This is a genomic window from Pseudomonas sp. B21-028, from assembly GCF_024749045.1.
Classification (GTDB): domain Bacteria; phylum Pseudomonadota; class Gammaproteobacteria; order Pseudomonadales; family Pseudomonadaceae; genus Aquipseudomonas.
Genome location: NZ_CP087184.1, coordinates 1,358,905 through 1,382,430 on the forward strand (window position 1 = coordinate 1,358,905; position 23,526 = coordinate 1,382,430).

The window sequence follows — 23,526 nt, forward strand, 5'->3', positions numbered from 1 at the left end:
ATCCGAAAAACCTAGAGAACTCTCTAGTTATGCCTCGTCGCGCGTCGGGATATGGTGTGCTCCACGATTCGCATGGAGCCGGATGAAATGGAACTCATCAAATCGCGTGAAGGTTTTGCCCCGTTCGGCGACTACCAGACCTGGTACCGCGTCACGGGTGACCTGGGTTGTGGTCGCACCCCGCTGATCATCCTGCATGGCGGGCCGGGTTGTACCTACGATTATGTCGATGCCTACAAAGATGTCTCGGCTGGTGGCTATCCCGTTATCCACTATGACCAGTTGGGCAATGGGCGTTCGACCCACCTGCCGCAGATGCCATCGTCATTCTGGACGGTGAAGCTGTTCCTGGAGGAGCTCGACAATCTGCTCGAGCACCTGGGTATCAGCGGTCACTACGCCCTGCTGGGCCAGTCCTGGGGTGGCATGTTGGCCAGCGAGCATGCGGTACGGCGCCCGGCGGGCCTGCGTTGTCTGGTGATCGCCAACTCGCCGGCAGACATGCGCACCTGGGTCAAGGAGGCCAATCGCCTGCGCGAGGAGCTTCCCGAAGACGTGCAGGCCACATTGCTGCGTCATGAAGCCGTGGGTGACTACACCGCGGCCGACTACCTCGCCGCTACCCGGGTGTTCTACAACCGCCACGTGTGCCGCCTGAACCCCTGGCCGGACGAGGTGGCCCGCACCTTCGCCCAGGTCGATGCCGATCCGACCGTGTACCACGCCATGACCGGACCCAACGAGTTCCACATCATTGGCAGCACCAAGGACTGGACTATCGTTGACCGCCTGCCGCAGATCAACGTGCCGAGCCTGCTGATATCTGGACGCTATGACGAAGCCACGCCGCTGGTGGTCAAGCCGTACCTGGACCTGATCCCGGGCATCCGCTGGGCCTTGTTCGAAAATTCCAGCCACATGCCCCATGTAGAGGAGCGGGTGGCCTGCATGGGGACAGTGGTCAAGTTCCTCGACGAGAACCTGTAGCGTTCCGCGACACATCCCTGTGACGAGGGAAGCTGCTCCGGCTGGCCTGGGAAGCAGGCTCCCTCGCCTCGGGTTCTGCAATGTCGGACTTGCGACAGCGGTGGTTCAGCCTGCCTCTGTGTTGGATGTGCTGCCGTTCATCCATATTTATGCAGAACAGCAATTGTCTTCTGCAAGAAGAACAAGCATTATGCGCGTTATGCAAAAACGCAACGTTTCTACCGTATTAAGAGCATTGCTCGATCAGCACGGGATCTCCCCCACGGAGCTTCACCGGCGTACCGGCGTGCCTCAATCCACCCTCTCGCGGATCCTCAGCGGCAAGATCGTCGATCCTTCGGATAAACACATCTCGAAGATCGCCGAATACTTCGCCGTGAGCACCGACCAGTTGCGCGGGCGCGCCGATGTTTTGCCTGCCGGCAACAGCCGCCGCGACGAGCCGCATTCCGAACTCAAGGACATAAGCCTGTGGGACGACGACACCCCTGTCGAAGAAGACGAGGTATCGGTTCCTTTTCTGCGTGAGGTTGAATTGGCTGCTGGATCAGGAAGATTCGTCATCGAGGAAAGCGAGCGCTCCAGCCTGCGTTTTGGCAAGCGCAGCCTGCGTCATAACGGCGTGCAGTTCGACCAGGCCAAATGCGTGACGGTGCGCGGCAACAGCATGTTGCCGGTGCTGCGCGATGGCGCCACGGTGGGGGTGAATGCGGGCAAATGCGGGATCGGCGACATCGTCGACGGTGACCTCTACGCCATCAATCACAACGGCCAGTTGCGGGTGAAGCAGCTTTACCGTTTGCCCACCGGCATTCGCCTGCGTAGCTTCAACCGTGATGAACATCCGGACGAAGACTACAGCTTCCAGGAAATGCAGGATGAGCAGATCGTCATCCTTGGTCATGTCTTCTGGTGGGGCATGTACGCCCGTTAACCCTTCCGTTATCAGATAAAACCCGCCGTCGTGCGGGTTTTTTTTCGCCCTCAAAAAGGGCGCCAAACCTTGCTCCTGTTGGATGGGAATGCGTTGGTGCATTTAAAGCGCATAAATAATTGCGTTTGTGCATTGACTGTCTATGCGTTAGTGCATATTCTGTGTCCAAGCCGCTCAACAAAGCCGGCTGGCAACACAGCTCTTTAGTTCCATCAACAGGCAGCGATGAACCGGCCTCAACGGTTCAGAGGGTTGGCAACTGGCCCGGGTGTGCAGCGTAAAGCACCAGAAGCAGTTATCCGGCGGGCAGGGACCGCGGCCGGAGGAACAATTTGAATGGATCCGTACCGCGCCAGTCGCGCCGAAAGATCAAGCGCATTACTGAAAAGCCTGGGTGACCGGGCTTTTTGGAATGCCTGCGCCGTGAGGCGCTTCAAAAAATACCGCCGCCAATGGAGGGCTTTCAATGCTGAAGGATTTCAGATGCGGTAGCTGTAAACGACTTCTGGCCCGTGTGGGCGAGAACACCGAACTCCAGATCAAGTGTTCCCGATGCGGGACGTTGAATCATGTGAAGGCCGTTGAGCCTCGAGTGAATCGCCATGGAGCAACAACATCTGCGACTAACGCAGAGCCATTCAAGCTCTCGACTCAATAGGTCATTATCATGAAAAAATTTACCATCGCTTCAGTATTGGGGTTGTTGCTGTTCTCAGGTATGTCCATCAACGCCTGGGCAGAAACTGCCATGTCCTGGAACTTGGCAAAAGATGTGATTTTTGCAAAAGAGCGTGTGTCGCCAAGCTCGCCCTGGGCATTTATGGAAAATACATCGGGAGTGAATAACCCCGATAATTACGTTCTCCTGCCTTCGTTCACGGCCGATGTCTGCGGCGGAAAACCTGCCACCTGTTGGCAAGATGTGCCGTCTGGCGCGCATGTGACCGTACATAAAGAAACGTATAACTACAGCGGAAACGGCAGTTTTACTGTTCCTGCGGGTAACGTTATTTTCCACCCAGGCATGAACAGCCAAACCATCATCCGCTGGACCAGTCCTATCACCGGAACCGTCAACATTCTGGGACGTATCAATAGTATCCATGCTGCTTGTGGTGACGGTATCGCGTGGTCCCTCAATCAAGGCAACACGGTTCTACAGTCCGGTAGCCTGGCCAAAGGTACGGGTGCTGTTTTTTCCTTGAGCGATGTGCCTGTCACCGTGGCCTCGACCCTCTATTTTGTACTGGATAAGAAAACTAATTATTCGTGCGACTCAAGCACGATCGACATGTTGATCACAAGTTGAGGCTGGGAATCATCCAGAAGAAGGTTGTATCGACCTGCCCCAAGCTTATATATCTCAAGGAGAAAACTTAATGAAAAGGCTTTCCAGCATACTGGTCGCAGCAATCCTTGCGACCCAGACGTTTCATGCGCTCGCCGAAACCTCGCCTGTCGGTTCCTGGAAGTTCGCTTCCTACCACGTTCCGGGCGGTGGCTTTTACGCAAATCAAACGATCTGCTTCAAAGCTGACAATACCTGGTACTCAAGTTCCCAGGCTGGCTGGAAGGGCGCATGGTTTCAGAATGGGGACGACCTCCAATGGAATGGAAGCGTGCCGATGAGTGGAGCAGGAAGCGCTAACAACCTCGCCACCATTGCCATGGGTAAAGTCGTCGCTACTGGCTCGATGGCGGGCAACTACGCGGAGTGGGCAGCACCCAGTACGCTTCCGCTGCCTTGGGATCGGCACTACACCTACACCATGACTTACCAGGGCGCGACCTGCGGGGCACCCAAGTGATGCTGACTCTGTTCAAACTTTAAATCTCTCGGCCCCTTCGAACGTGCTCTTGTTCAGCCATAGGCGTTCGTGGGGTTTTCTGTTTCAGGCTGTTAGTAGCGACTGGTTGGTTGCACTGACCATGCCTCGTTCAGTTTCAAAAAAATCTCCCTGCCAATCTCAATCACCCCCCAGGAGACGTGAATGACAAACGAGCAACAAGCGTTGCTGGACATGCCGATCTGGCTGGTCATCGTGCTCGCCCTGGTGGGCGGGGTGTCCGGTGAGATGTGGCGCGCCGACAAGGAAGGTGCCCGTGGCTGGCCTTTGCTGCGGCGCGTGGTCCTGCGCTCCGGCGCCTGTGTGGTCTGCGGCGTCTCGGCCACCATGCTGCTGTATGCCCTCGGCATGTCGATCTGGAGTGCTTGCGCCCTGGGTTGCCTGACCGCCATGGCCGGTGCCGATGTGGCCATCGGTCTCTACGAACGCTGGGTCGCGAAGCGGATTGGTATCTACGAAGTGCCACCGCCGGATTCCCGTCCTGACCAACAGTGAGCCCAGTGCCGTCGATCCACAGGAAAGAGGCCATCCAATGCCCACACTCATCGAAAAACCTTCGCAGTTGTTTTCCGCCATTGCCGAGACGCTGCGTACCACCATTCCCGGCCTGAGGGTTGGGAGTCCCCAGGACTTTGACGACACCGGCGATCAACCTTGGGTGTTGATTGCCATTGAGCGCGATGCGTCAGGCAGCCGAGCCAACGACGGGCGTATCGCGCATGTCCTGTCGCTTTCCATGCAAGTCGTGTCATCCGGCACGGGTTTGACGGCGTGCGACCTGGCCTGTGAATTGAAACGCGTGATCGTCGACAACCGCTGGAATTTGTCGGCCGAGCAATGCAGCCGACCCACGGATATCGAGGGCGTTGCGTCCGTGTTCACTGGCGGGACACGGCCATACAGCGCCTGGACCGTTTCATTTACCCAAACCTTGTACCTCGGTCCGACGCTATTGGAGGACCCGCTGGGCATCCCTAAATTCGCCCGGACCTGGGAAGTGTCGGACATCGACGACCCGGACCAATACACCGCACTGGAGGGCTGAACCATGTTCGATGCGCTTCTACGCTTGTACCTGGGGCCGATCATCGAGCGTCTGGCCGGGATGGAAACCGAGCTCGAAGACTTGTACCGGCGCGCAGACAATCTCTGTCGCATCGGCGTCTGCCAGGAAGTCGATGCAGCCACCAATACCTGCAAGGTCGCCCATGGCGAGCTGTTGACCCCGGCGATCCGCTTTTTCAACCCGAGTGCCGGTGCCCAGAGCGAATCGCGGATTCCCTCCGTGGGTGAGCAGTGCCTGCTGTTGAACCATGGCGGCGGTGATGGCGGCGGACAGTCGGTGGCGTTGTTCGGCCTCAACGGCGGTCAGTTTCCCCCCGTCTCGACACAGGCAACGCTGACCCGTCGCCTTTACCCGGACGGTTCGGAAAACGGCTACGACCATGCCAGTCATGTCCTGCACTGGGAAAACGGCCCGGCGACATTCACCGGTTCCCGTGAATCCCTCGAATTGACCATCGGCCCGTCGAGGCTGGCGATGACACCTGAGGCCATCGACCTGCAACTGGGCGCTGTCGGCATCCGGCTCGACGCTTCCGGTGTGCACCTGAGCGGCCCGTTGGTGGATCACCAGGGGCGTGTCATCAGTACCGCATAAAGAGCTTCCCATGATCGGAATCGATAGAAACACCGGCGCCACGGTGGACGACTGGCCGCAGTTCGTCCAACGCGCCACCCGGGCGCTCACCACTCCCTTGGGCACCCGCCAGAAACGCCCTTTGTATGGCTGCGCGCTCACGCAATTGCTGGGGCAGAACCTCGGTGATGACCTGCTGATTCTTGCCCAGAGCCACGCAGCCCAAGCCTTCTACAACCCCCACAACGGCATCGGCGATTTCGAGCCGCAGGTCATCGTCGCCAGCCGCCAGGGCGCCGGATTGCTGCTGCGCTTCGCCGGCACCTGGAAAAACCGCAAACAGACTTTCGAGGTGGTGACATGAGCATGTTGATACCCGGCCAGAACCAACTGGCCGAACCGGCCATCGTCACCGTCGACGCGTTCGAGGATCTGCTCGCCGAGTTCAAGACCTTCGTGGTCGAGTACGTCGGTGCACGCTCCCCCGACAGCGCGGCCAGATTGAAGGTCAGCCTGGAAAACGAAAGCGAATTGCTGACCCTGGCCCTCGAGGCCTTCTGCGTGCGCCTGCAAACCCACGAACGCAAATACAACGCCCGGATCAAGCAGATGCTGGCGTGGTGGGCCACTGGCAGTAACCTCGATGCCCGCTTGGCCGATATGGGGCTCGAACGCCAGTTGCTCGACCCGGGTGACCCGGCGGCGTTCCCACCCATCGCCCCGGTCTACGAGAGCGACGATGACGCCCGGTTGCGTTACTACCTCGCGCCCCATGCCCCGGCGGCCGGGTCGCGCATGCAGTATCGACGGGAGATTTTCACCCTTGGCGAGCGGCCCGCAGTGAAGGTGGACAGCAGTGCGGCGGGGGTCGTGACGGTGACCTACACCTTCGACTCGGACGGGCTTGCAGCCCAGGTCAAGGACGGCAACGGACGCCGGACGGCACCGGGCGAAGTCACGGTGACGGTGCTGTCCCGCGAGGACGACGGCGTGCCCTCCCAGGCACTGCTCGACGGGGTCCGCCAGCATTTTGCCCGGCCCGATGTGCGACCGGAAACGGACCTGGTCATCGTCCAGGCCGCGCAGATCAAGCCCTACAAAATCCGCGTCGTGGCGAAGATCAATCCAGGCCCTGATTCGGGCTTGACCCAGGCAGCTGCGCAACGGCAATTGCAGGAATACGCCGAGGCGTGCCATCGCCTGGAGGGCCGGGTCGATCCAAGCTGGATCGACTACACATTGCACAGCGCCGGTGCGGTTCGGCTCGAGATTCTCGAACCGTTGGCGCCGATCGTGACAACGGCTTTCCAGGCGCCGTATTGCACGGGTGTCGAGGTGAAGGTGGACACGTTATGAGTGATGACACCCCGACCCCAAGCCTGCTGCCGGTCAATAGCTCAGCGCTGGAAAGGGCCCTGGATATCGGTTTTGCCCGGCTGCTCGAACGTATCGACCCGCCGTTTCCGAAGCTGATGAACCCGGCTGCAACACCTGCGGCGTTCCTGCCGTATCTCGCGGCGGATCGCGGGGTCAACGAGTGGAGCACCACGGCCCCAGAGGTTGAAAAGCGTCTGACCCTTGAACTTGCCTGGCCGACTGCACGGCAAGCCGGGACGCGCAAGGCACTGGAAAACGCGGCCAAGGGGCTGCAACTGGTGCCCGAAGTTCGCGCCTGGTATGAGCAAACGCCCGTTGGTTCGCCCTACAGCTTTTCCGTCAGGGCTTTTACCGAACAACCCTACAGCGAAGAAATCGACGCCCGTCTCGATCACCGTCTGGCTGACGCCAAAAGCGAGCGTGACACCTTGACGGTGTCGGTCGGCTTGAGCGCATTCGGCAAGCACGTCATCGGCGCCGCCACGCTGTGCGGTGAACTGACCACGGTTTACCCGATCGTCATCGAAGGACTGGAAGCCTCGGGACAAGTCTTCATGGCTGCCGGGCTCTACGCCGTCGAAATATCCACCATTTATCCAGAGGGGGCCTGAATGGCTGACTATTACACCCTGCTTACCGATGCAGGCATCGCCTACGAAACCGCCTGCAAGGCGGCGGGCACACCCATCAAACTCTCGCAGATATCCGTCGGAGACGGCGGTGGTGCGGTCTACAACCCGGCTGCAACCGCTACAGCACTCAAGCGCGAAGTCTGGCGCGGGCCGCTCAATGCGTTGTTCCAGGATGAGAAAAATCCGAGTTGGTTGCTGGCCGAAGTGACCATCCCGCCTGAAGTGGGCGGCTGGTATGTGCGTGAGGCCGGGATCTGGACCGATACCGGGGTTCTGTATGCGATTGTCAAATATCCGGAGTCGTTCAAGCCGGTGTTGGCGACGTCTGGTTCGGGGAAAGAGTTTTATATCCGGTCGATTTTCGAGACCAGTAATGCGGCGTTGGTGACGTTGCTGATTGACGATACGGTAGTCAAGGCGACGCGGGCTTGGGTCAGCAGTTATGTCGCTGATGAACTTGCCAAGCTCGACAGGAAGCAGTCGGTGCGGGTGGCGACCACGGCGAATATTGTTTTGAGTGGTGCTCAGACTATTGATGGTGTCGCAGTGGTTGCCGGGGACCGGGTGCTCGTTAAGTCCCAGACGTTGGCGAAAGATAATGGCATTTATGCAGTCGCTAACAACGCCTGGGTTCGGGCAAAGGATGCCGATGCGAATGCCGAGGTTACTTCGGGCTTGATTGTCTCGGTGGAGGAGGGCGCGGCACTCGCCAATACGATCTGGCAATTGATTACTGATGGTGGGATTGTATTGGGTGCTACGGCGTTGATGTTTCAAAACGTCACTCAAGGATTTGCACCGATTAACTCTCCAGCTTTACAAGGAACGCCTACAGCTCAAACAGCGGCTCAGTTCGATAACACGAACAAGCTTGCTACGAACTTGTTCGTGCAACGGGCTCTGGGTAATCTTAGTGCCGCTATAGCTATCACCGATACGATCAGCCTGACGGCTGCGCATTGTGGCTTCCTATTGGTTGGGTCTGTTGGACTTCTTGGTAAAGTTGTAACGTTACCACCCATCAGCGGGCTACCTACCGGCGCGACGATCCATTTTTCTGCCGGTGTCGCTGATACCACTATTGCGGCGGCTGAGTCCGACATCATAGGTCCGAACGTAGGTGCGACGGGGTCAACTATCACCTCATTTTCCATTGGCGCCCTTGATTCAGTCACTCTTGTGAATGTCGGATCAGGTTGGCGAATGGTTGGCGGTTCTCACCTTAACAAACATAGCAGCCAGTTTGGCGCGAGCCTTGTTGCCAATGGCTATCAGAAACTCCCGAGCGGTCTGATTATCCAGTGGGGCACCGCCGGTAATGCAAACGGATTCGGGACGTGGACTTACCCGATAGCATTTCCAAACGCGGCTTTTCGTGTGTTTGCCAGTAACGACGGCACGGCTTCTGGTGCCAGCATGTATGCATGTGGAGCCCATCCCTCTGGAACCCCTAAAGTATCAGCCATCATTGCGAGTCAGTTGGCAACTGGAGGGGACGCCATTTTCCTGTTTGCCATCGGTTACTGACATTCAGGATAAGAAACACTATTAAAGTAAAAACTACTTCATCAGTCCTGGATACAGGGAGTGTGAGTGCGAGGTGAGAAGATGACTCTTTTTTCAAGCAAGACAACGGGGGGGTTCTACGATGACTTCATCCATTCTGTTGCGCAGATCCCCGAGGATGCGGTTGAAATAACCCGAGAGCGCCATACAGAGCTTCTTGAGGGGCAGTCCTTAGGGAAGCGGATTTCAAGTGGCGAAGATGGCTATCCAATATTGGTCGATCCACCTGCGCAATCGCCTGAGTCTTTAGCAACAATTGAGCGAGGATGGCGTGACGGCCAACTTGTTGTGAGCGATGGCATGGTTGCACGGCATCGCGACGAGTTGGAGGATGGACGAGTGACTACTCTTTCTGTCGAACAATACTCGGAGCTTCAAGCGTATCGCCGGTCGCTACGCAATTGGCCGGAGTCCGGGGAGTTTCCTATGCTCGACCATCGTCCGATAGCCCCGTTCTGGCTACCTGAACAGCCCCAATAAACGCCCCGCATCAACGGGGCGTTTTCTTATCCGTCAAAACCCTGAAAGCCCCTTCCCGAAGGGGCTTTTTCGTATCTGGAGAAACCCAAATGGCATTACGCCAAACCTACACCGTACTCGTCCCATTCCCCACCGGCGGCGGCCACTGGTCGACCATCGATCAGGAACTCGATCTGCTCGACGTCGAGGCCAGCGCCCTGCACAGCGCCGGTCGCCTGGAACTGAAAAAAGCCGAGGCCGTTGAGCCGGCTTCCACACCCACCAAGGCCCAGAAGGCCGCTACCAAGAAGGCTGAATAACCATGGCTGAGGTTTTGAACTTCGAGCACAACGGCATTACCGTCAATGCCACCGAATCCCCGGAGGCCATGGGTGGCCTGGGGGACAACGTCATCGGGCTGGTCGGCACCGCGCCGAAGGCCGATCCGCTGATTCCGCGCAATGCCCCGTTCCGCATCAACAGTTTCACCACCCAGGCGTTGCTCGATCCGACCGGCACTGAGGCCGGTACGCTGTATCACGCGGTGTTCCAGATCCTCAAAGTGGTCAAGGTGCCGGTCTATGTGGTCATCGTCGAAGAGGGCGCCACCCCCGCCGATACGCAGAACAACGTCATCGGCGGCATCGAAGCGCAGACTGGTCGCAAGCTGGGCCTGGCGGCCTTGAGTGGCGTGGCAGAAGACCTGACCATCATTGGCGCGCCGGGCTTCACCGGCACCAAGGCGGTGGCCAGTGAGTTCGCCTCGTTCGGCAAGCGCATCAAGGCTCGCGTAGTACTCGACGGCAAGGATGCCGCGGTCGCCGATCAAGTGACCTACAGCCAGGAACTCGGCGGCGCCGACCTTGGTTTCGACCGTTGCCTGGTGGTGCACAACATGCCGGCGGTGTACTCCAAGGCCGCGAAGAAAAACGTCTTCCTGGCCCCATCGAGCCTGGCCATCGCCGCGCTCGCCAAGGTCAAGCAATGGGAGAGCCCGGGCAACCAGGTGACCTACGCCGAAGACGTCTCGCGCACCGTGGAATACAACATCCTCGACACCTCCACCGAAGGCGACCTGCTCAACCGCTACGGCATCAGCTATTACGCCCGGACCATCCTCGGCGGCTTCTCGCTGCTGGGCAACCGCTCCATCACCGGCAAGTTCATCAGCTACGTCGGCCTGGAAGATGCCATCAGCCGCAAGCTGGTCAAGGCTGGCCAGAAGGCCATGGCGAAGAACCTGACCAAGTCCTTCATGGACCAGGAGGTCAAGCGCATCAACGACTGGCTGCAAACCTTGGTGGCCGATGAAACCATCCCGGGCGGCAGCGTCTACCTGCATCCGGAACTCAACAGTGTCGAGAAGTACAAGAACGGCACCTGGTACGTGGTGATCGATTACGGCCGCTACGCGCCGAACGAACACATGATTTATCAACTCAACGCCCGCGATGAAATCATCGAGCAGTTCCTGGAGGACGTTCTCTAATGTTTACCAACCGCGTAAGACAGGCCATCGCGGCCACCCTGCAAGGCCTGCCGTTGTCGGCGACCGTGGAAGAATTCACCCCGCCGAAGATCGAGTTCGACATGGAAGAAATGCGCGGCGGGCGCTTCATCACCGAGGAAATGGCCAAGGGTGGCAAGGCGCTCAATGCCAAGCTCAGCCTGCAAGGTGTCGGCCCGGAAGTCATGCTGGCGCTGGGCGTCAGCGTCGGTGACGACATCCTGCTGAACGTGCGTGAAGCCGGCCAGGATCAGGATGGCAACACCTGGTTCACCTACCACACCGTCGGCGGCAAGCTGAAATCCCTGGAAGAGACCGCGCTGAAGATGGGCGAGAAGCCCAAGACCAATCTCGAGCTGTCGTGCCGCACCTACAACCGCCTGGAAAACGGCGTTCCGGTGATCGACATCGACGTGCGTACCCAGAAGTTCGTGCTCAACGGCGTCGACATTCTCGGCGATGCGCGCCGTGCGGTGCTGTTGCCTTGAACCTCAGTTGAACACCGTCCCTGTGGGAGCGAGCCTGCTCGCGATAGCGGTGTGCCAGACACCTTGATGCTGAAGGTCCTGGCGCATTCGCGAGCAGGCTCGCTCCCACAAGGGGCCCACATTCACCCAAGGAATTGATTCATGTCCTGGACGCCTCCCCAACACCTTCTGCTGTCACCTATCACCGGTGACGACGGATCGCAGATCGACCAGCTGCAACTCAAACCCCTGTTCTACGCCGCGCAGAAAGACGCCCTGGCCCGTGCCGGCGACGATGAGGACGACCAGTTTTTCGAGCTGGCCAGGTTGGCCACCGGCCTGTCGGCCAAGGAGCTGGATCAGCTCAAGCGCCCGGACTACGTGAGCATCGCCCAGTACGTGCACGACATGTCGACCCGTCCGGCGGCGTATTTCCTCGAACAGGTAGCCGAAGCGGACCACGCACCGGCCGATCACGACCAAGTGCAATTGCTGCAACCGCTCAACGTGGCAGGTCGCAGCGTGACGTCGCTGGCCCTGGAAATGCCGGTGCTGCGGGCCACCAAGGCGATGAAGAAGCTGAAGACGGCCAAGGAACGCGCCGAATTCATCACCGCCCACTGCACCGGCCTGATGCTGCCCGACCTGGACCTGCTGACCGTGCCCGACTGGACACAACTGCAGGTGCGCATCGACGATTTTTTAAACAAACCGGCGGACTTCTTTCGGAGCGCGACATCGAAGTGATCCTCGATGTGGTGCCGCTCATTTACCCGGTAAGTGAGGCGGAGATTCTGGAATGGGACGCCGGCAAGGCATTGCGCCGTTACGACATCGCGATCACTCGCCTTGGCGTGAAACAGGAGTAGAGCGGGATGGCAGAGAGTAAGTATTCGCTGTCCGGTGCGGCCAGCATTGAGTTGCCGTCACTGGGCAGTGTGTCTGAAACGTCGGGGCTGAATCTGGCCCTGAGCACGGCCAGTCTCGACATCCGCCTGCTGGTGTCGGAGCAGGTCAAGTTGCGTGAAGCGCTGGCGTCGTTGAACGCCGTCCTGTCGACGCAACAATCATTGCTCAAGGCCGGTGCTTCGGTACCGGCGCCAAACAGTGAGCCGAAGTCGAAGCTCAAGGCCGACGTTGACCAGCAGGCGCCGCCGGGCCTGCTCAAATCTGCGATGGCGACCGAGTTGGCGATGGTCGAGCTCAACCAGGTGCTGAAGCTGGATAGGGCCGCGTTGCAGCAGCTGTCGCAGGCCAATCTGAAAATGGCCGCCGACAGACAGGTCGCGCCCAGCGGGGCCACGGCGGTCCAGTTGGTCCAGGTCGAACTGGCGGCGGCGAAGGCGGGTATCGGCGAGGGTTCTGATCCGGTCAAACGGCAGGACGAACTGCTGAGTTTCACCCGTGACAGCGCAGTGATGGCGTCGGCCCTCAACCTCGACGTCAAGACCGCCAGCGAAATGTTGCTCGGTTGGCGCAGCTCGATGAACCTGGATCGGGGCCAGCGCCAGACGCTGGCAGACGCCACCAACCACCTCGGCAACAGCGGCCTGAATGTCAAGGCGGCCGATATCGGCGCCGTGGTGCAGCGCAGTGGCGAGGCGGGCCTCGCCGCGGGGATGACCCCGGAACAGGTGGCGGCCCTCGCGGCGGCGTTCCTCAACAGCGGCGTGAGCAAGGCGGATGCCGGTGATGCGGCAAAAGGGTTCACCACGGCATTGGCCCAGGGCAACGCGGCAACGCCTGAGCAACGCAAGGCCTGGGCGGAGCTGAACCCCAAGTTTGATCCTGCTGTGATCGCCAACGGCTTGCGCAACAACGCCGCCGGCACGATCAGCCAGGTGCTGGAAGCCCTCAAGCAGAAACCTGCGCAAGAACAGCAAGCGCTGAGCAAGACACTGTTTGGTGAAAACGCGGCGATTCTGGAACTGCTGAAGAAGCCGGAAGGTGCTCAGAAAGCGTTCACGTTGGTGTCCGAACGCACCCCCGATGGGGCACTGCCGAAGTTCAACGGTTCGCTGGCGGCCACCGCCGAGGCGCTGGGGAACACGTCCCAGGGGCGCTTCAATGCGCTGGATGCCAGTAAGAACCGGATGCTCGCTGAGGGCGGCAATGCCCTGGCGCCGTTGACTGACGGTGTCATGGTATCGCTCGGTGGCCTGGCCGATGGCCTGAGCGAAGTGGCCCAGGCGCAACCGAAAGCGACCGCCGGGTTGCTGGTACTCGCAGGGGCTCTGGCATTGGCACGCGGCGCCGAGATCAAGGTCGCGATGGTTTCGGCCGTCACGGCGGCCGCGACAAAACTCCTGGCGCTGGCCGGTGCCAGGCAGATTTCCGAGGCGCAAGACCTGACGGTCGATGCGCCGGAACAGCGCCGCAAAGGCAAGAAAACGACCCGACGCGCCAGGCAAGGCAGCGCCGGCAAGGCCTCTCTCCAGATTCCGTCCATGACGAGCGAGAGCCGTTTGCTGGGCGCCGCCAGGATGGGCTCGGCGGTCACCCGCCGTGCCGCGCCGCTGATGTTACTCAGCGCTGGCTACGATGTCGCCAAAGGCCTGCAAGACGGCGATGACAAAGCGGTCGGTAGGGCATTGGGCTCTGCCGGTGGCGGGCTCGCAGGGACCTACGCCGGTGCCGCCGCTGGCGCGATGATCGGCAGCGTGGTGCCCATCCTGGGAACCGCGGTCGGAGGTGTAATCGGTGGGTTGCTGGGGAGCATGGCGGGCAGTTGGGGCGGTGAGTGGCTGGGTGAAAAACTGGCCACCCCCGCCGACAAGCTCGACGCCCCGGAACAGGTCAGCAAAGACCTCACCAGCAGCCAGGCCAGCACTCAACAAAACACCATGACCGCCAACATCTACATCAACGGTCAGGACCAGGCCAGCGCCAGTCAGTTGGCCAATCTGGTGGTGCAGCAGATCACCGGCCAGTTCGGCCTGACAACCATGCCCAACTCACTGGCCATGCGCAGTGATGCGGCCCTGACCGACGGAGGTACGTGATGCGTCAGCAAATGGCACTCGGCAGTTTCATTTTCGGGCTGTCGAGAAACTTCGCGTACCACTCGCTGGTACGCACCTCGGATGGCGGCTGGAAGAGCATCGACATCCTCACCAGCAAACCCAAGTCCAGCCAGGTCGGCCAAGGTCTGCAAGGGCTGACCATCACTGGCAAGTCGATGTACGCGACCGCTATGGATCGGCTCGATGAGCTGCGTGCATTGCAGGCCTTGCGCGTGCCTGTGCCGTTGGTGGATGGCATTGGGCGCAACTGGGGGTTGTGGCAAATCAACAAGGTGTCGGAAACCCAGACCGAGGTCATCGATGACGGCACGGCGATGGTGGTCGGTTGGGTGATTGAATTGACGGAGTTCGCCAATGCGTAGGGTTCGAAGTATCGCCGGTGATTCGGTGAATCTGTTGCTGTACCGCGAGCTCGAGTGTTGTGACGATGCCACCGAGCAAGCGCTCTGGCTGCTCAATCCCGGACTGGCCGAATGGGGGCCGGTGCTGCCGGCAGGGGTGTGGGTTGCCTTGCCTGAAGTGGATCTGAAACCCGTTGCACCCGCACCGGTATCGGCTTGGGATTAAGGAGGCAACATGTCACTGGGTTTCACGCCCGCAGTGGAAATCTATGGTGCGAACGCGGCACTGCTCAATGAGCGATTGCTCAGTTGGACCCACGTCGACGCGGCGGGCATCGAGTCCGATCAGTTGACCCTCGTCATCAGCCTGGAAGGGCTTGAGGGGTTACCCAGCCTGGGAGGAAAAATTGGTCTGCGGGTGGGTTACCTGGAGTCCGGACTGGTGGACAAGGGTGAGTTCGTCATTACCCGGCGCACGCCGACGCTGTTTCCCCTGCGCTTGACGCTGGTGGCCATGGCGGCGCCATTCAGTGCGGCGGACCAGACCGGGTTCAAGCAGCGCCGGTCCGTCAGCCATGGCCCGACGACCTTGGGCGCGTTGTTTCGTGAACTGACCGCCAGGCATGGTTTTTCGCCGCGTGTGGCGCCGGAGCTGTCGCTGATAAAAATCGAGCACATCGACCAGTCCAACGAAACCGATATGGGCTTCCTGACGCGGTTGGCCCACCGGTATGACGCCGTCGCCAAACCGATCAACGAAGTGTATGTGCTGGCTCGGCGTGGTCAGGCGAAGTCGCTGTCGGGCAAGGTTTTGCCGGAGATCAAGCTGTCGGTGACGACGAACAATCGTCCTGGCGATCAAGCCTTTATCTCCGCCGTCCTCGATGAAACCGCCCGGGCGAAGTACCAGGGCTGCAAGACCCGTTGGTGGGACGCGGCGGCCGGCAAGGTGCAGGTGGAGGAAAGTGGCATCGCGCCGTTCAAGATCCTTCGACAGCATTTTCAGAGCGCAGAAGACGCCCGCGCCGTCGGTGAAGGCGAAGTGCGCCGGCTGATGCGCGAAGCCCTCAAAGTCGCCATCGAATGTCCGGGCAACCCGGGATTGTCCGCCGAGGGTATCGTCCTGCTGGACCCGACCTGGCCGGATTTCATGCGCGGCCGCTGGTCGATCGACAAGGTCACTGCCAGCGGTGACCGGGAAAAAAGCTATCGCTGCAAGATCGACGCAACCTGCCTCGACGCCAGGGCCTGACTCTCACCCTGGATCGCCCTCAATCACGACATCCGGGAATGACGCAGGACCTGTGGGAGCGAGCCTGCTCGCGATGAGGCCGGCATATCCAACATCTATCTCGACTGACCCACCGCCATCGCGAGCAGGCTCGCTCCCACCCTGGATCGTTGGCAATCACAGCATTCGTGAATGACGCAGCACCTCTGTGGGAGCGAGCCTGCTCGCGATGAGGCCAGCCCATCCAACATCCACTTCAACTGACCCACCGCTTTCGCGAGCAAGCCCGCTCCCACCCTGGATCGTTGGCGATCACAGCATTCGTGAATAAACGCAGCACCTCTGTGGGAGCGAGCCTGCTCGCGATGAGGCCGACATATCCAACATCTGTCTCGACTGACCCACCGCTTTCGCGAGCAAGCCCGCTCCCACAGGGCTTCTGACTTCATTTGCCTATCACCGGAGCACTCTCCATGAAGATCACGCCGATCCTCACGCAGTTGCGTGAGCAATGCCCGACGCTCGCCAGCCGAGTGGTCGCGGGGCTGGACCTCGCCACGCTACAAGCCGGCACACCACTGCAAACCCCATGTGCCTACGTCCTGCCGACCGCCGATGTGGCGAGCCGGAACACGGCGCAGAACGTCACGCTGCAAACGGTGCGTGACCGTTTCGACGTGGTGCTGGTGCTCGACGCCACCGACCCGACAAATGCACTGGATCGGCTGCACGACCTGCGTTCCGAGTTGTGGCGCGGGTTGGTGGGGTTCAAGCCCGGCGTCACTTACACCGGCATCGAATACGACGGCAGCGAACCGATCTCGGTCAACAGCGACCGAGCGTTGTTCCGGTTGCGCTTTTTCGCTGAGTTCCAGCTGGGCCGCAATCTGGCGAGCCAGCCTGCCGAAAGCTGGCACGAACGTGAACTGGACGGCTTGTCGTCCTTTACCGGGGCCACCGTGCGGGTCGATGCCATCGACCCGGCGGACCCCAACCTGAAACGTCCCGGCCCCGACGGGCGCCTGGAACTGACTTTCTCTGGAGACGTAACCCCATGAGCAAACGCATCACCGTGCTGCCGGCCCCGGGCCGTGTGGTACCGGACCCGGAAGCGGGCGACCTGTTGCCCCTCGAAGGCCGCGAAGTGCCGGACAACGCCTGGTGGCGTCGACGTCTGGCCGATGGCGATATCACTACCAAAGCCGTGAAAGCGGCGAAACCACAGGGAGCCAAATAATGGCGATCGGATTCAGCAATATCCCCGCGGACATTCGTGTTCCGCTGTTCTACGCCGAGATGGACAACTCGGCCGCCAATAGCGCGTCGTCGGCCATGCGCCGGTTGATCGTGGCCCAGGTCAACGACAACGTTGCCCCGGCAGAGGTCGGCAAGCTGGTGCTGGTCTCCAGCGTCGCCCTGGCCAAAAGCATCGGCGGGCAGGGCTCGATGCTCGCCTCGATGTACGAGACCTGGCGCAAGACCGATCCGCTCGGCGAAATCTGGTGCCTGCCGCTGCACAACGTCGAAGGCGCCATCGCCAAGGGCGTGCTGACCCTCACCGGCACCGCCACCGAAAGTGGCGTGCTCAACCTGTACGTCGGCGGTGTACGCGTCCAGGCGGCCATCGTCAACGGTGCCACCGAGGCCCAGGCCGCCACGGCGCTGGCTTTGAAAGTCAATGCGACGGCCGACCTGCCAGTGACCGCCGCGGCCGTCGACGGCGTGGTGACCCTCAGCGCCAAATGGACCGGCGACAGTGGCAACGACATCAGCCTGCAGTTCAATCGCCTGGGCAAGAGCAATGGCGAAGACACCCCTGCGGGCCTGACCACCGCCGTCACCGCCATGACCGGCGGCGCAGGCGTGCCGGACCAGACCGCCGCCGTCGCGGCCCTGGGTGACGAACCGTTCGAATTCATCGCCATGCCGTGGTCCGACCTGTCGAGCCTGAACACCTGGCAAGCGGTCATGGATGACAGCACCGGCCGCTGGTCCTGGGCCAAGCAGCTGTTCGGCCATGTCTACAGTGCCAAGCGCGGCACCATCGGCACCCTGGTGGCGGCCGGCCAGGCGCGCAACGACCAGCACATGACCATTCAGGCCCTGGAACCGGGCGTACCGCAACCGTCGTGGGTCCAGGCCGCCGCACTGGCCGCGCGCACCGCCGTGTTCATCTCGGCCGACGCCAGCCGTCCGACCCAGAGCGGCAGCCTGCCGGGCCTGGATCCGGCGCCGGCCAGCGAGCGCTTCACGTTGACCGAGCGCCAGTCGTTGCTCAACTACGGTATCGCGACCGCCTATTACGAAGGCGGCTACGTACGTATTCAGCGTTCGATCACCACGTATCAAAAGAATGCCTTCGGCCAAGCTGACAATTCGTACCTGGACAGCGAAACCATGCACCAGTCGGCGTTCATCGTGCGTCGTCTGCAAAGCGTGATCACCAGCAAGTACGGCCGCCACAAACTGGCCTCCGACGGCACCCGTTTCGGCGCCGGCCAGCCGATCGTGACCCCGAGCACCATTCGTGGGGAGCTGATCGCCCAGTACGCCAAGCTCGAGCTGGAAGGCCACGTGGAAAACGCCGCGCTGTTCGCCGAACACCTGATCGTTGAGCGCGACAGCCAGGATCCGAGCCGGGTCAATGTGCTGTTCCCGCCGGATTACATCAACGGCCTGAGGGTGTTCGCGCTGCTCAACCAATTCCGTCTGCAGTACGACGCTGCCGCCTGACTGTCGCGTTTGCATGAATTCAGCCCACCCCGCGTGGGCTTTTTATTTGAAGGAGAAACACCATGGGTCAACTGATTGCGGGCACCTGCTACGTCAAAGTGGACGGCGCCCAACTGACCATCAACGGTGGCTGCGAAGCGCCGCTGATGTTCACCAAACGTGAAACCGTCGTACCGGGTTTCTACAAGGAAACCGACATCGCTCCGTCCTTCAAGGTGACGGCGCTGCACACCGCGGATTTCCCGCTCAAACAACTGGTGTCCGGCACCGACATGACCGTCACTTGCGAGTTCAACAACGGCAAGGTCTACGTGCTGGCCGGCGCCTACCTGGTGGAAGAGCCGGTGTCCAAGGGCGACGACGCCACCATCGAGCTGAAGTTCGAAGGCATCAAGGGGACCTGGCAATGAGCGATGTAGTGACGTTGCGCGTGGCCATCGAGGCCCACGGCGAGCCGTTGAGCGAACTGACCCTGCGCCGTCCGACGGTGCAGGAAGTCCGGGCGATCAAGGCGCTGCCGTACAAGATCGACAAGAGCGAGGAGGTGAGCCTGGACATGGACGTCGCGGCCAAATACATCGCAGTTTGCGCCGGTATCCCACCGTCGTCGGTCAACCAACTGGACCTGGCCGACCTCAACGCGCTGAGCTGGGCCGTCGCGAGTTTTTTCATGAGTGCGGCGTCGCAGCCATCGGCGACCTGATCGCAGCCGCCTATGACCTGGCCTGGTTCTGGAAGGTTGACCCCGAACAGATGATGGCCAGGCCACTGGATGTGCTCCGTGAATCCCTGGAGCACGCGCAACGGATCAATGCGATGCAGCAGGTGCAGTGATGGCAGACACACAAAAGGTAGAGAAAAAAGCGGTGCTGCTGACCGGCATCGACGAGCTGTCTCCCAAGCTCGCCGGCCTTCGGGCGAAGGTCCAGAGCTTCAAGCAAAATCTCGATGCGACCGGCCTCGGCAGCCTGGATATTTCCGGGCTGCTGCCGGACGGAGGTATCGCCAAACCGTTCATGGAAGGGCTCAAGTCGGCGGTGGCGTTCAAGGGTGAGGTCGTTGAGGTGAGCGCGGCGGCCGGCGCCGTCCAGACTCCGGCAGCGCCATTGGTGGCGGCACAGGGGCTCGATGGATTGAAGACATCCATCAGTAATGTGTCGTTGCAGTTCGGCTCCGCGTTGGTGCCCGCGGTCAATGCGCTGACAATCGGTCTACAGCCAATGATCGGCGGTGTAGCCCAGGTGCTGCAGGACAATCCGCAACTGGTGCAGGGCCTGGCGACGGGGGCCGTGGCGTTCAGCGCGATGCAGACCGCCGTCAGCGGTGCGAGCCAGGCGCTCGAAGTGGTCAGCCTGGCCTTGAAGATGAACCCCATTGGCCTGATCGCCATGGGCATCGCCTTGGCGGCAGGGATGATCATCGCCTACTGGGAACCGATCTCGGCGTTCTTCGCCGGGCTCTGGCAAAGGCTTGCGCCCATCGTTGTGCCGATGGCCGAGTTCTTCAAGACGCTGTTCGCCTTTACCCCGATGGGGCAGGTGATCAGCAACTGGGGGCCGATCAGCAGTTTCTTCGGCGCGTTGTGGAATGTGCTCGTGGCGGCGGCGACGCCTGTCATCGGTTTCATGCAGACGTTGTTCGCCTGGTCGCCCCTGGGCTTGATCGTCAGCAACTGGGGGCCCCTGACCGGGTTGTTCTCGGCCATCTGGGATCTGCTCAAGGCCTTGACCGTGCCGGTGATGGACGCGCTCCAAGGGCTTTTCAACTGGACGCCGTTGGGCCTGATCATGGCCAACTGGGGAACGATCGGGGAAGTCTTCGCCGGGATCTGGGAAGGCATCCGTAACCAGGTGTCGATCATGCTGGCAGTGTTCAGCGGCCTGTTCGACTGGTCGCCCATCGAAAGCCTCACGAAGCAGTGGGGGCCGGTGGGTGAGTGGTTCAGTCAGTGGTGGGACGAGCTGCAGGGCGTGATCGCGCCGATCAAGGCGTTCTTCAATGGCGGTTTTGGCGAGGTCATCACCACGTTCACCGGCAAGGTCCAAGGGTTGACCGAAGCGCAACAGAAGACCAATGCTGAAGGCAAGGATGAACTGGCTCCGGGGTTGTTTGGTAGCGCCGGCGCGTTGCCGCAGAGCTCCAGTGCGCTGGTGCAACAAAGCGCCGCGAACAGCCGCACCCAGCTTGAAGGCGGCCTGACCGTACGCTTCGAAAACGCGCCGGCCGGTTTGCGCGCCGACCCACCGCAGACCAATCAATCGGGCCTGGCGGTGAGTTCGCGCATCGGTTATCGCTCTTTGTCCGCAGGAGGTTCCAATGAGCTGGCGTGATCGTTTGTTGCCGGCGTCGTTCCGTGGCGTCGGGTTCTGGGTCGACCAGGCGAAAACCCCGGTAGGGCACAAGGGCCAGCTGCATGAATACCCGCAGCGCGACCAGCCGTTTTTCGAAGGGCTGGGCCAGCAGGCGAGGATCCATGAACTGACCGCGTTTATCGTCGGCCCCGACTGCCTGGAGCAGCGCGACAAGCTGCTCAAGGCGCTGGAGCAGGGCCGCGGCGAGCTGGTGCACCCTTGGCTGGGACGGATGCAGGTCAAGGTCGGCGAGTGCGACATGACCCAGACCCGCCAGGACGGCGGACTGGTCACGTTTGCCCTGAAGTTCTACCCCGACCAGCCGCTGCAATTTCCTTCGGCGGCGATCAACAGCCAGAAACTGCTGCTGGTGTCGGCGGACAACTTCCTGGGTTCGGCGGTGCGGCGTTTCGAAGACGCGATGACCTTGATCAAGGCCGCGCGGATCGGCATCGCCGACCTGCGCAATAGTCTCAAGGAAGTCTACGGCGTCATCGAGCAGGAGCTGAAGCCGTTGATCGAGGTCTATGGGCAGCTCAGCGAGCTGGTCAAAGCGGTGAAGGAGCTGCCCAAAGAAGTGACGGCGGAATTCAAGGGATTGCTGGGGGATATCCGAGAGCTGAAGGACTTTGCCCGTGACGGCTATCGCGGCGTGATTGCCAGCGTGTCACAACAGGTCGAAGCCATCCGCCAGGCGGACGCGCCCAAACTCACCACCGGCAAGGACACCACGGCGGCGGCCCAGGCCGTGGCCGATCTGGTCCAGGACACGCTGTTGGTACAGGCCGCGCAATGGATTGCGGCGATGCCCGTGGCGGCGCCGGTGGTCAAGCTCGGCGCCACGCCTTCAGTGGCGCAGCAGGCCGTGCAGCCGATCCAACGCCGGGACGTACCGGTGGCCGACGATGTGCTGGCTCTGCGCGATGCCCTCAACGAAGCGATCTGGCAGGCCTCTCTCAAGGCCGACCCGGATCACTACCAGGCGTTGAACAACCTGCGTCAGCAAATGGCCGCACACCTGACGGCGGTGGCGTCGTCGGGTGTCAGGTTGATCAACCTGTCGTTCAAGCAAAGCCTGCCGGCGCTGGTGGTGGCTTATCAGCAATTTGCCGATGCCACCCGGGTGACCGAAGTGATCCAGCGCAACGGCGTGGCCCACCCGGGTTTCCTGCCGCCCAACGACCTGAAAGTCTCGGGAGAGTAAGCCATGAGCGAGTTCGATAACGTCGTCACGCTCACCGTCGGCGGGCTGGACTACGGCGGCTGGAAAAGTGTGGAAATCAGTGCGGACCTGGAGCGTCAGTTCCGCACCTTCAAACTCGACGTCACCTGGCAATGGCCGGGGCAGACCCAGGCGGTGCCGATCCGTCCCGGTGATGAATGCCAGGTGCGCATCGGTGCCGACCTGGTGCTCAGCGGCTATGTGTTCAAGGCCCCGGTCAGCTATGACGGGCGCCAGATCACGCTGAGCATCGAGGGAGGTTCCAGGACCCAGGATTTGGTGGATTGCGCAGCGATCAATCATCCGAGCCAATGGCGTGGGCAGACGGTGCTGAGCATCGTCCAGGCACTGGCCTCGCAATATGGCGTGGGGGTGGTCAGTGAAATCCCGGAAACGGCGCGTTTGAGCGAACACAGCATCGTGCCGGGAGAAACCGTCTTTCAATCCATCGACCGTTTGCTGACGTTATTCCGGGTGTTTTCCACTGACGACGCCGAAGGCCGCGTGCTGCTGGCCAAACCTGGCAGCGCTGGACGGGCCAGTGATGTGTTGGAACTGGGCAAGAACATTCTTTCGGGCAACGCGCCGATGGACTACAGCCAGGTGTTCTCCGAATACCGGGTCATCGGCCAGCACAAGGGAAATGACCAGCAGAGTGGGGCGGCGGTGAGCGAAGTGGCGGGCACCGCCACCGACTTGAGTTTCAAACGCAAGCGGGTGACGGTGATCAGCGAAAGCGCCCAGTTGACCTTCGAGCTGGCCCAGCAACGGGCCGACTGGGAAAGCGCCATCCGCACCGGTCGCGCCCTGACCACCACCTACCGCGTGCAGGGCTGGCGCCAGGCCAATGGCGACTTGTGGCGCCACAACAGTCTGGTGCGGGTGATCGACCCGGTGCTGGGGTTCGACGGCGACATGCTGATTTCCAAGGTGACCTATTCACTGTCTGCTCAAGGCTCGGTGACCACCTTGCAAGTCGCCCCGCCCCATACCTTCGACGCGAACCCGGTGCCACCCAAGTCCTGAGCCTGACACCGACCCCCTGTGGGAGCGGGCTTGCTCGCGAAGGCGGTGGGTCAGCGGACACAGGGGTGACTGATACGCCGCCTTCGCGAGCAAGCCCGCTCCCACACTGTTTCCGGGATGTCCACAAAATCCCCATCCACCACACATCCCCTGTGGGAGCGAGCCTGCTCGCGATGACGGCGGC

At 61.0% G+C, this 23,526-nt stretch carries 28 protein-coding genes and 1 pseudogene; all 29 read left to right on the plus strand.

What is annotated here, in order from left to right; genetic code table 11:
- Window positions 1-87 precede the first annotated feature (87 nt).
- The 29 genes and pseudogenes from LOY35_RS06060 to LOY35_RS06200 all read left to right on the plus strand — a co-directional run bounded on the left by LOY35_RS06060 (window position 88) and on the right by LOY35_RS06200 (window position 23,342).
- Window positions 88-987, plus strand: a complete 900-nt coding sequence (locus tag LOY35_RS06060; protein WP_258631407.1) for a proline iminopeptidase-family hydrolase — start codon at window positions 88-90, stop codon at window positions 985-987.
- 199 nt (window positions 988-1,186) lie between these two features.
- Window positions 1,187-1,921: an XRE family transcriptional regulator gene (locus tag LOY35_RS06065; RefSeq protein WP_024779046.1), complete on the plus strand. Its 735-nt coding sequence runs from the start codon at window positions 1,187-1,189 to the stop codon at window positions 1,919-1,921.
- A 466-nt stretch (window positions 1,922-2,387) separates the two neighbouring features.
- Window positions 2,388-2,504: pseudogene (locus LOY35_RS06070) on the plus strand (Com family DNA-binding transcriptional regulator); the annotation flags it as partial.
- A gap of 84 nt (window positions 2,505-2,588) precedes the next feature.
- Window positions 2,589-3,230, plus strand: coding sequence for a hypothetical protein (locus tag LOY35_RS06075; protein ID WP_258631408.1), 642 nt, complete (start codon window positions 2,589-2,591; stop codon window positions 3,228-3,230).
- Window positions 3,231-3,300: 70 nt separating this feature from the next.
- Window positions 3,301-3,729 carry a hypothetical protein gene (locus tag LOY35_RS06080; RefSeq protein WP_258631409.1) on the plus strand — a complete coding sequence of 143 codons (429 nt, stop codon included), beginning with the start codon at window positions 3,301-3,303 and terminating at the stop codon, window positions 3,727-3,729.
- A gap of 183 nt (window positions 3,730-3,912) precedes the next feature.
- A complete protein-coding gene (locus LOY35_RS06085; RefSeq protein WP_258631411.1) occupies window positions 3,913-4,263 on the plus strand; it encodes a phage holin family protein in 351 nt (116 codons plus the stop codon).
- A gap of 37 nt (window positions 4,264-4,300) precedes the next feature.
- Window positions 4,301-4,813 (plus strand): hypothetical protein, encoded by a 513-nt coding sequence (locus tag LOY35_RS06090; RefSeq protein WP_258631412.1) that lies wholly within the window; start codon window positions 4,301-4,303, stop codon window positions 4,811-4,813.
- Between the two features lie 3 nt (window positions 4,814-4,816).
- A complete protein-coding gene (locus LOY35_RS06095; protein ID WP_258631413.1) occupies window positions 4,817-5,428 on the plus strand; it encodes a phage baseplate assembly protein V in 612 nt (203 codons plus the stop codon).
- Between the two features lie 10 nt (window positions 5,429-5,438).
- A complete protein-coding gene (locus tag LOY35_RS06100; RefSeq protein ID WP_024779051.1) occupies window positions 5,439-5,771 on the plus strand; it encodes a phage baseplate protein in 333 nt (110 codons plus the stop codon).
- The gene (locus LOY35_RS06105; RefSeq protein ID WP_258631416.1) at window positions 5,768-6,763 is read left to right on the plus strand and encodes a baseplate J/gp47 family protein; all 996 of its coding nucleotides are present in this window, start codon (window positions 5,768-5,770) and stop codon (window positions 6,761-6,763) included. Before LOY35_RS06100 ends, LOY35_RS06105 begins: the two co-directional genes overlap by 4 nt.
- A complete protein-coding gene (locus LOY35_RS06110; RefSeq protein WP_258631418.1) occupies window positions 6,760-7,395 on the plus strand; it encodes a phage tail protein I in 636 nt (211 codons plus the stop codon). Before LOY35_RS06105 ends, LOY35_RS06110 begins: the two co-directional genes overlap by 4 nt.
- Window positions 7,396-8,943, plus strand: coding sequence for a phage tail protein (locus tag LOY35_RS06115; RefSeq protein WP_258631420.1), 1,548 nt, complete (start codon window positions 7,396-7,398; stop codon window positions 8,941-8,943). It abuts the gene before it with no gap.
- 81 nt (window positions 8,944-9,024) lie between these two features.
- The gene (locus LOY35_RS06120) at window positions 9,025-9,462 is read left to right on the plus strand and encodes a phage tail protein (RefSeq protein ID WP_258631422.1); all 438 of its coding nucleotides are present in this window, start codon (window positions 9,025-9,027) and stop codon (window positions 9,460-9,462) included.
- Window positions 9,463-9,551: 89 nt separating this feature from the next.
- Window positions 9,552-9,761 (plus strand): hypothetical protein, encoded by a 210-nt coding sequence (locus LOY35_RS06125; RefSeq protein WP_258631424.1) that lies wholly within the window; start codon window positions 9,552-9,554, stop codon window positions 9,759-9,761.
- A 2-nt stretch (window positions 9,762-9,763) separates the two neighbouring features.
- Window positions 9,764-10,930 carry a tail protein gene (locus LOY35_RS06130; protein ID WP_024779058.1) on the plus strand — a complete coding sequence of 389 codons (1,167 nt, stop codon included), beginning with the start codon at window positions 9,764-9,766 and terminating at the stop codon, window positions 10,928-10,930.
- Window positions 10,930-11,436, plus strand: a complete 507-nt coding sequence (locus tag LOY35_RS06135; protein ID WP_258631425.1) for a phage major tail tube protein — start codon at window positions 10,930-10,932, stop codon at window positions 11,434-11,436. The genes LOY35_RS06130 and LOY35_RS06135 overlap by 1 nt, the downstream gene beginning before the upstream one ends.
- 141 nt (window positions 11,437-11,577) lie before the next feature.
- On the plus strand, window positions 11,578-12,162 hold the full coding sequence (locus LOY35_RS06140; RefSeq protein WP_258631426.1) for a phage tail assembly protein: 585 nt from the start codon (window positions 11,578-11,580) through the stop codon (window positions 12,160-12,162).
- 128 nt (window positions 12,163-12,290) lie between these two features.
- Window positions 12,291-14,417, plus strand: a complete 2,127-nt coding sequence (locus LOY35_RS06145) for a phage tail tape measure protein (protein ID WP_258631427.1) — start codon at window positions 12,291-12,293, stop codon at window positions 14,415-14,417.
- The gene (locus tag LOY35_RS06150) at window positions 14,417-14,800 is read left to right on the plus strand and encodes a phage tail protein (RefSeq protein WP_024779062.1); all 384 of its coding nucleotides are present in this window, start codon (window positions 14,417-14,419) and stop codon (window positions 14,798-14,800) included. The genes LOY35_RS06145 and LOY35_RS06150 overlap by 1 nt, the downstream gene beginning before the upstream one ends.
- Window positions 14,793-15,005, plus strand: coding sequence for a tail protein X (locus tag LOY35_RS06155; RefSeq protein ID WP_047701972.1), 213 nt, complete (start codon window positions 14,793-14,795; stop codon window positions 15,003-15,005). Before LOY35_RS06150 ends, LOY35_RS06155 begins: the two co-directional genes overlap by 8 nt.
- 9 nt (window positions 15,006-15,014) lie before the next feature.
- Window positions 15,015-16,031 carry a contractile injection system protein, VgrG/Pvc8 family gene (locus LOY35_RS06160; RefSeq protein ID WP_258631430.1) on the plus strand — a complete coding sequence of 339 codons (1,017 nt, stop codon included), beginning with the start codon at window positions 15,015-15,017 and terminating at the stop codon, window positions 16,029-16,031.
- A gap of 452 nt (window positions 16,032-16,483) precedes the next feature.
- On the plus strand, window positions 16,484-17,068 hold the full coding sequence (locus tag LOY35_RS06165) for a hypothetical protein (protein WP_258631432.1): 585 nt from the start codon (window positions 16,484-16,486) through the stop codon (window positions 17,066-17,068).
- Entirely contained in the window at window positions 17,065-17,247 is a 183-nt protein-coding gene (locus LOY35_RS06170) for a DUF2635 domain-containing protein (RefSeq protein ID WP_007907211.1), read from the plus strand. The genes LOY35_RS06165 and LOY35_RS06170 overlap by 4 nt, the downstream gene beginning before the upstream one ends.
- Window positions 17,247-18,743 carry a phage tail sheath subtilisin-like domain-containing protein gene (locus tag LOY35_RS06175; RefSeq protein ID WP_258631434.1) on the plus strand — a complete coding sequence of 499 codons (1,497 nt, stop codon included), beginning with the start codon at window positions 17,247-17,249 and terminating at the stop codon, window positions 18,741-18,743. Before LOY35_RS06170 ends, LOY35_RS06175 begins: the two co-directional genes overlap by 1 nt.
- Before the next feature lie 62 nt (window positions 18,744-18,805).
- Window positions 18,806-19,153 carry a phage tail tube protein gene (locus LOY35_RS06180; RefSeq protein WP_258631435.1) on the plus strand — a complete coding sequence of 116 codons (348 nt, stop codon included), beginning with the start codon at window positions 18,806-18,808 and terminating at the stop codon, window positions 19,151-19,153.
- A complete protein-coding gene (locus LOY35_RS06185; protein WP_047230006.1) occupies window positions 19,150-19,446 on the plus strand; it encodes a phage tail assembly protein in 297 nt (98 codons plus the stop codon). The genes LOY35_RS06180 and LOY35_RS06185 overlap by 4 nt, the downstream gene beginning before the upstream one ends.
- Window positions 19,447-19,576: 130 nt before the next feature.
- A complete protein-coding gene (locus LOY35_RS06190; protein ID WP_258631436.1) occupies window positions 19,577-21,073 on the plus strand; it encodes a phage tail protein in 1,497 nt (498 codons plus the stop codon).
- Entirely contained in the window at window positions 21,060-22,298 is a 1,239-nt protein-coding gene (locus tag LOY35_RS06195) for a DNA circularization protein (protein ID WP_258631438.1), read from the plus strand. The genes LOY35_RS06190 and LOY35_RS06195 overlap by 14 nt, the downstream gene beginning before the upstream one ends.
- Before the next feature lie 3 nt (window positions 22,299-22,301).
- The gene (locus LOY35_RS06200; RefSeq protein WP_258631440.1) at window positions 22,302-23,342 is read left to right on the plus strand and encodes a phage baseplate assembly protein; all 1,041 of its coding nucleotides are present in this window, start codon (window positions 22,302-22,304) and stop codon (window positions 23,340-23,342) included.
- The last annotated feature ends 184 nt before the right edge of the window (window positions 23,343-23,526 follow it).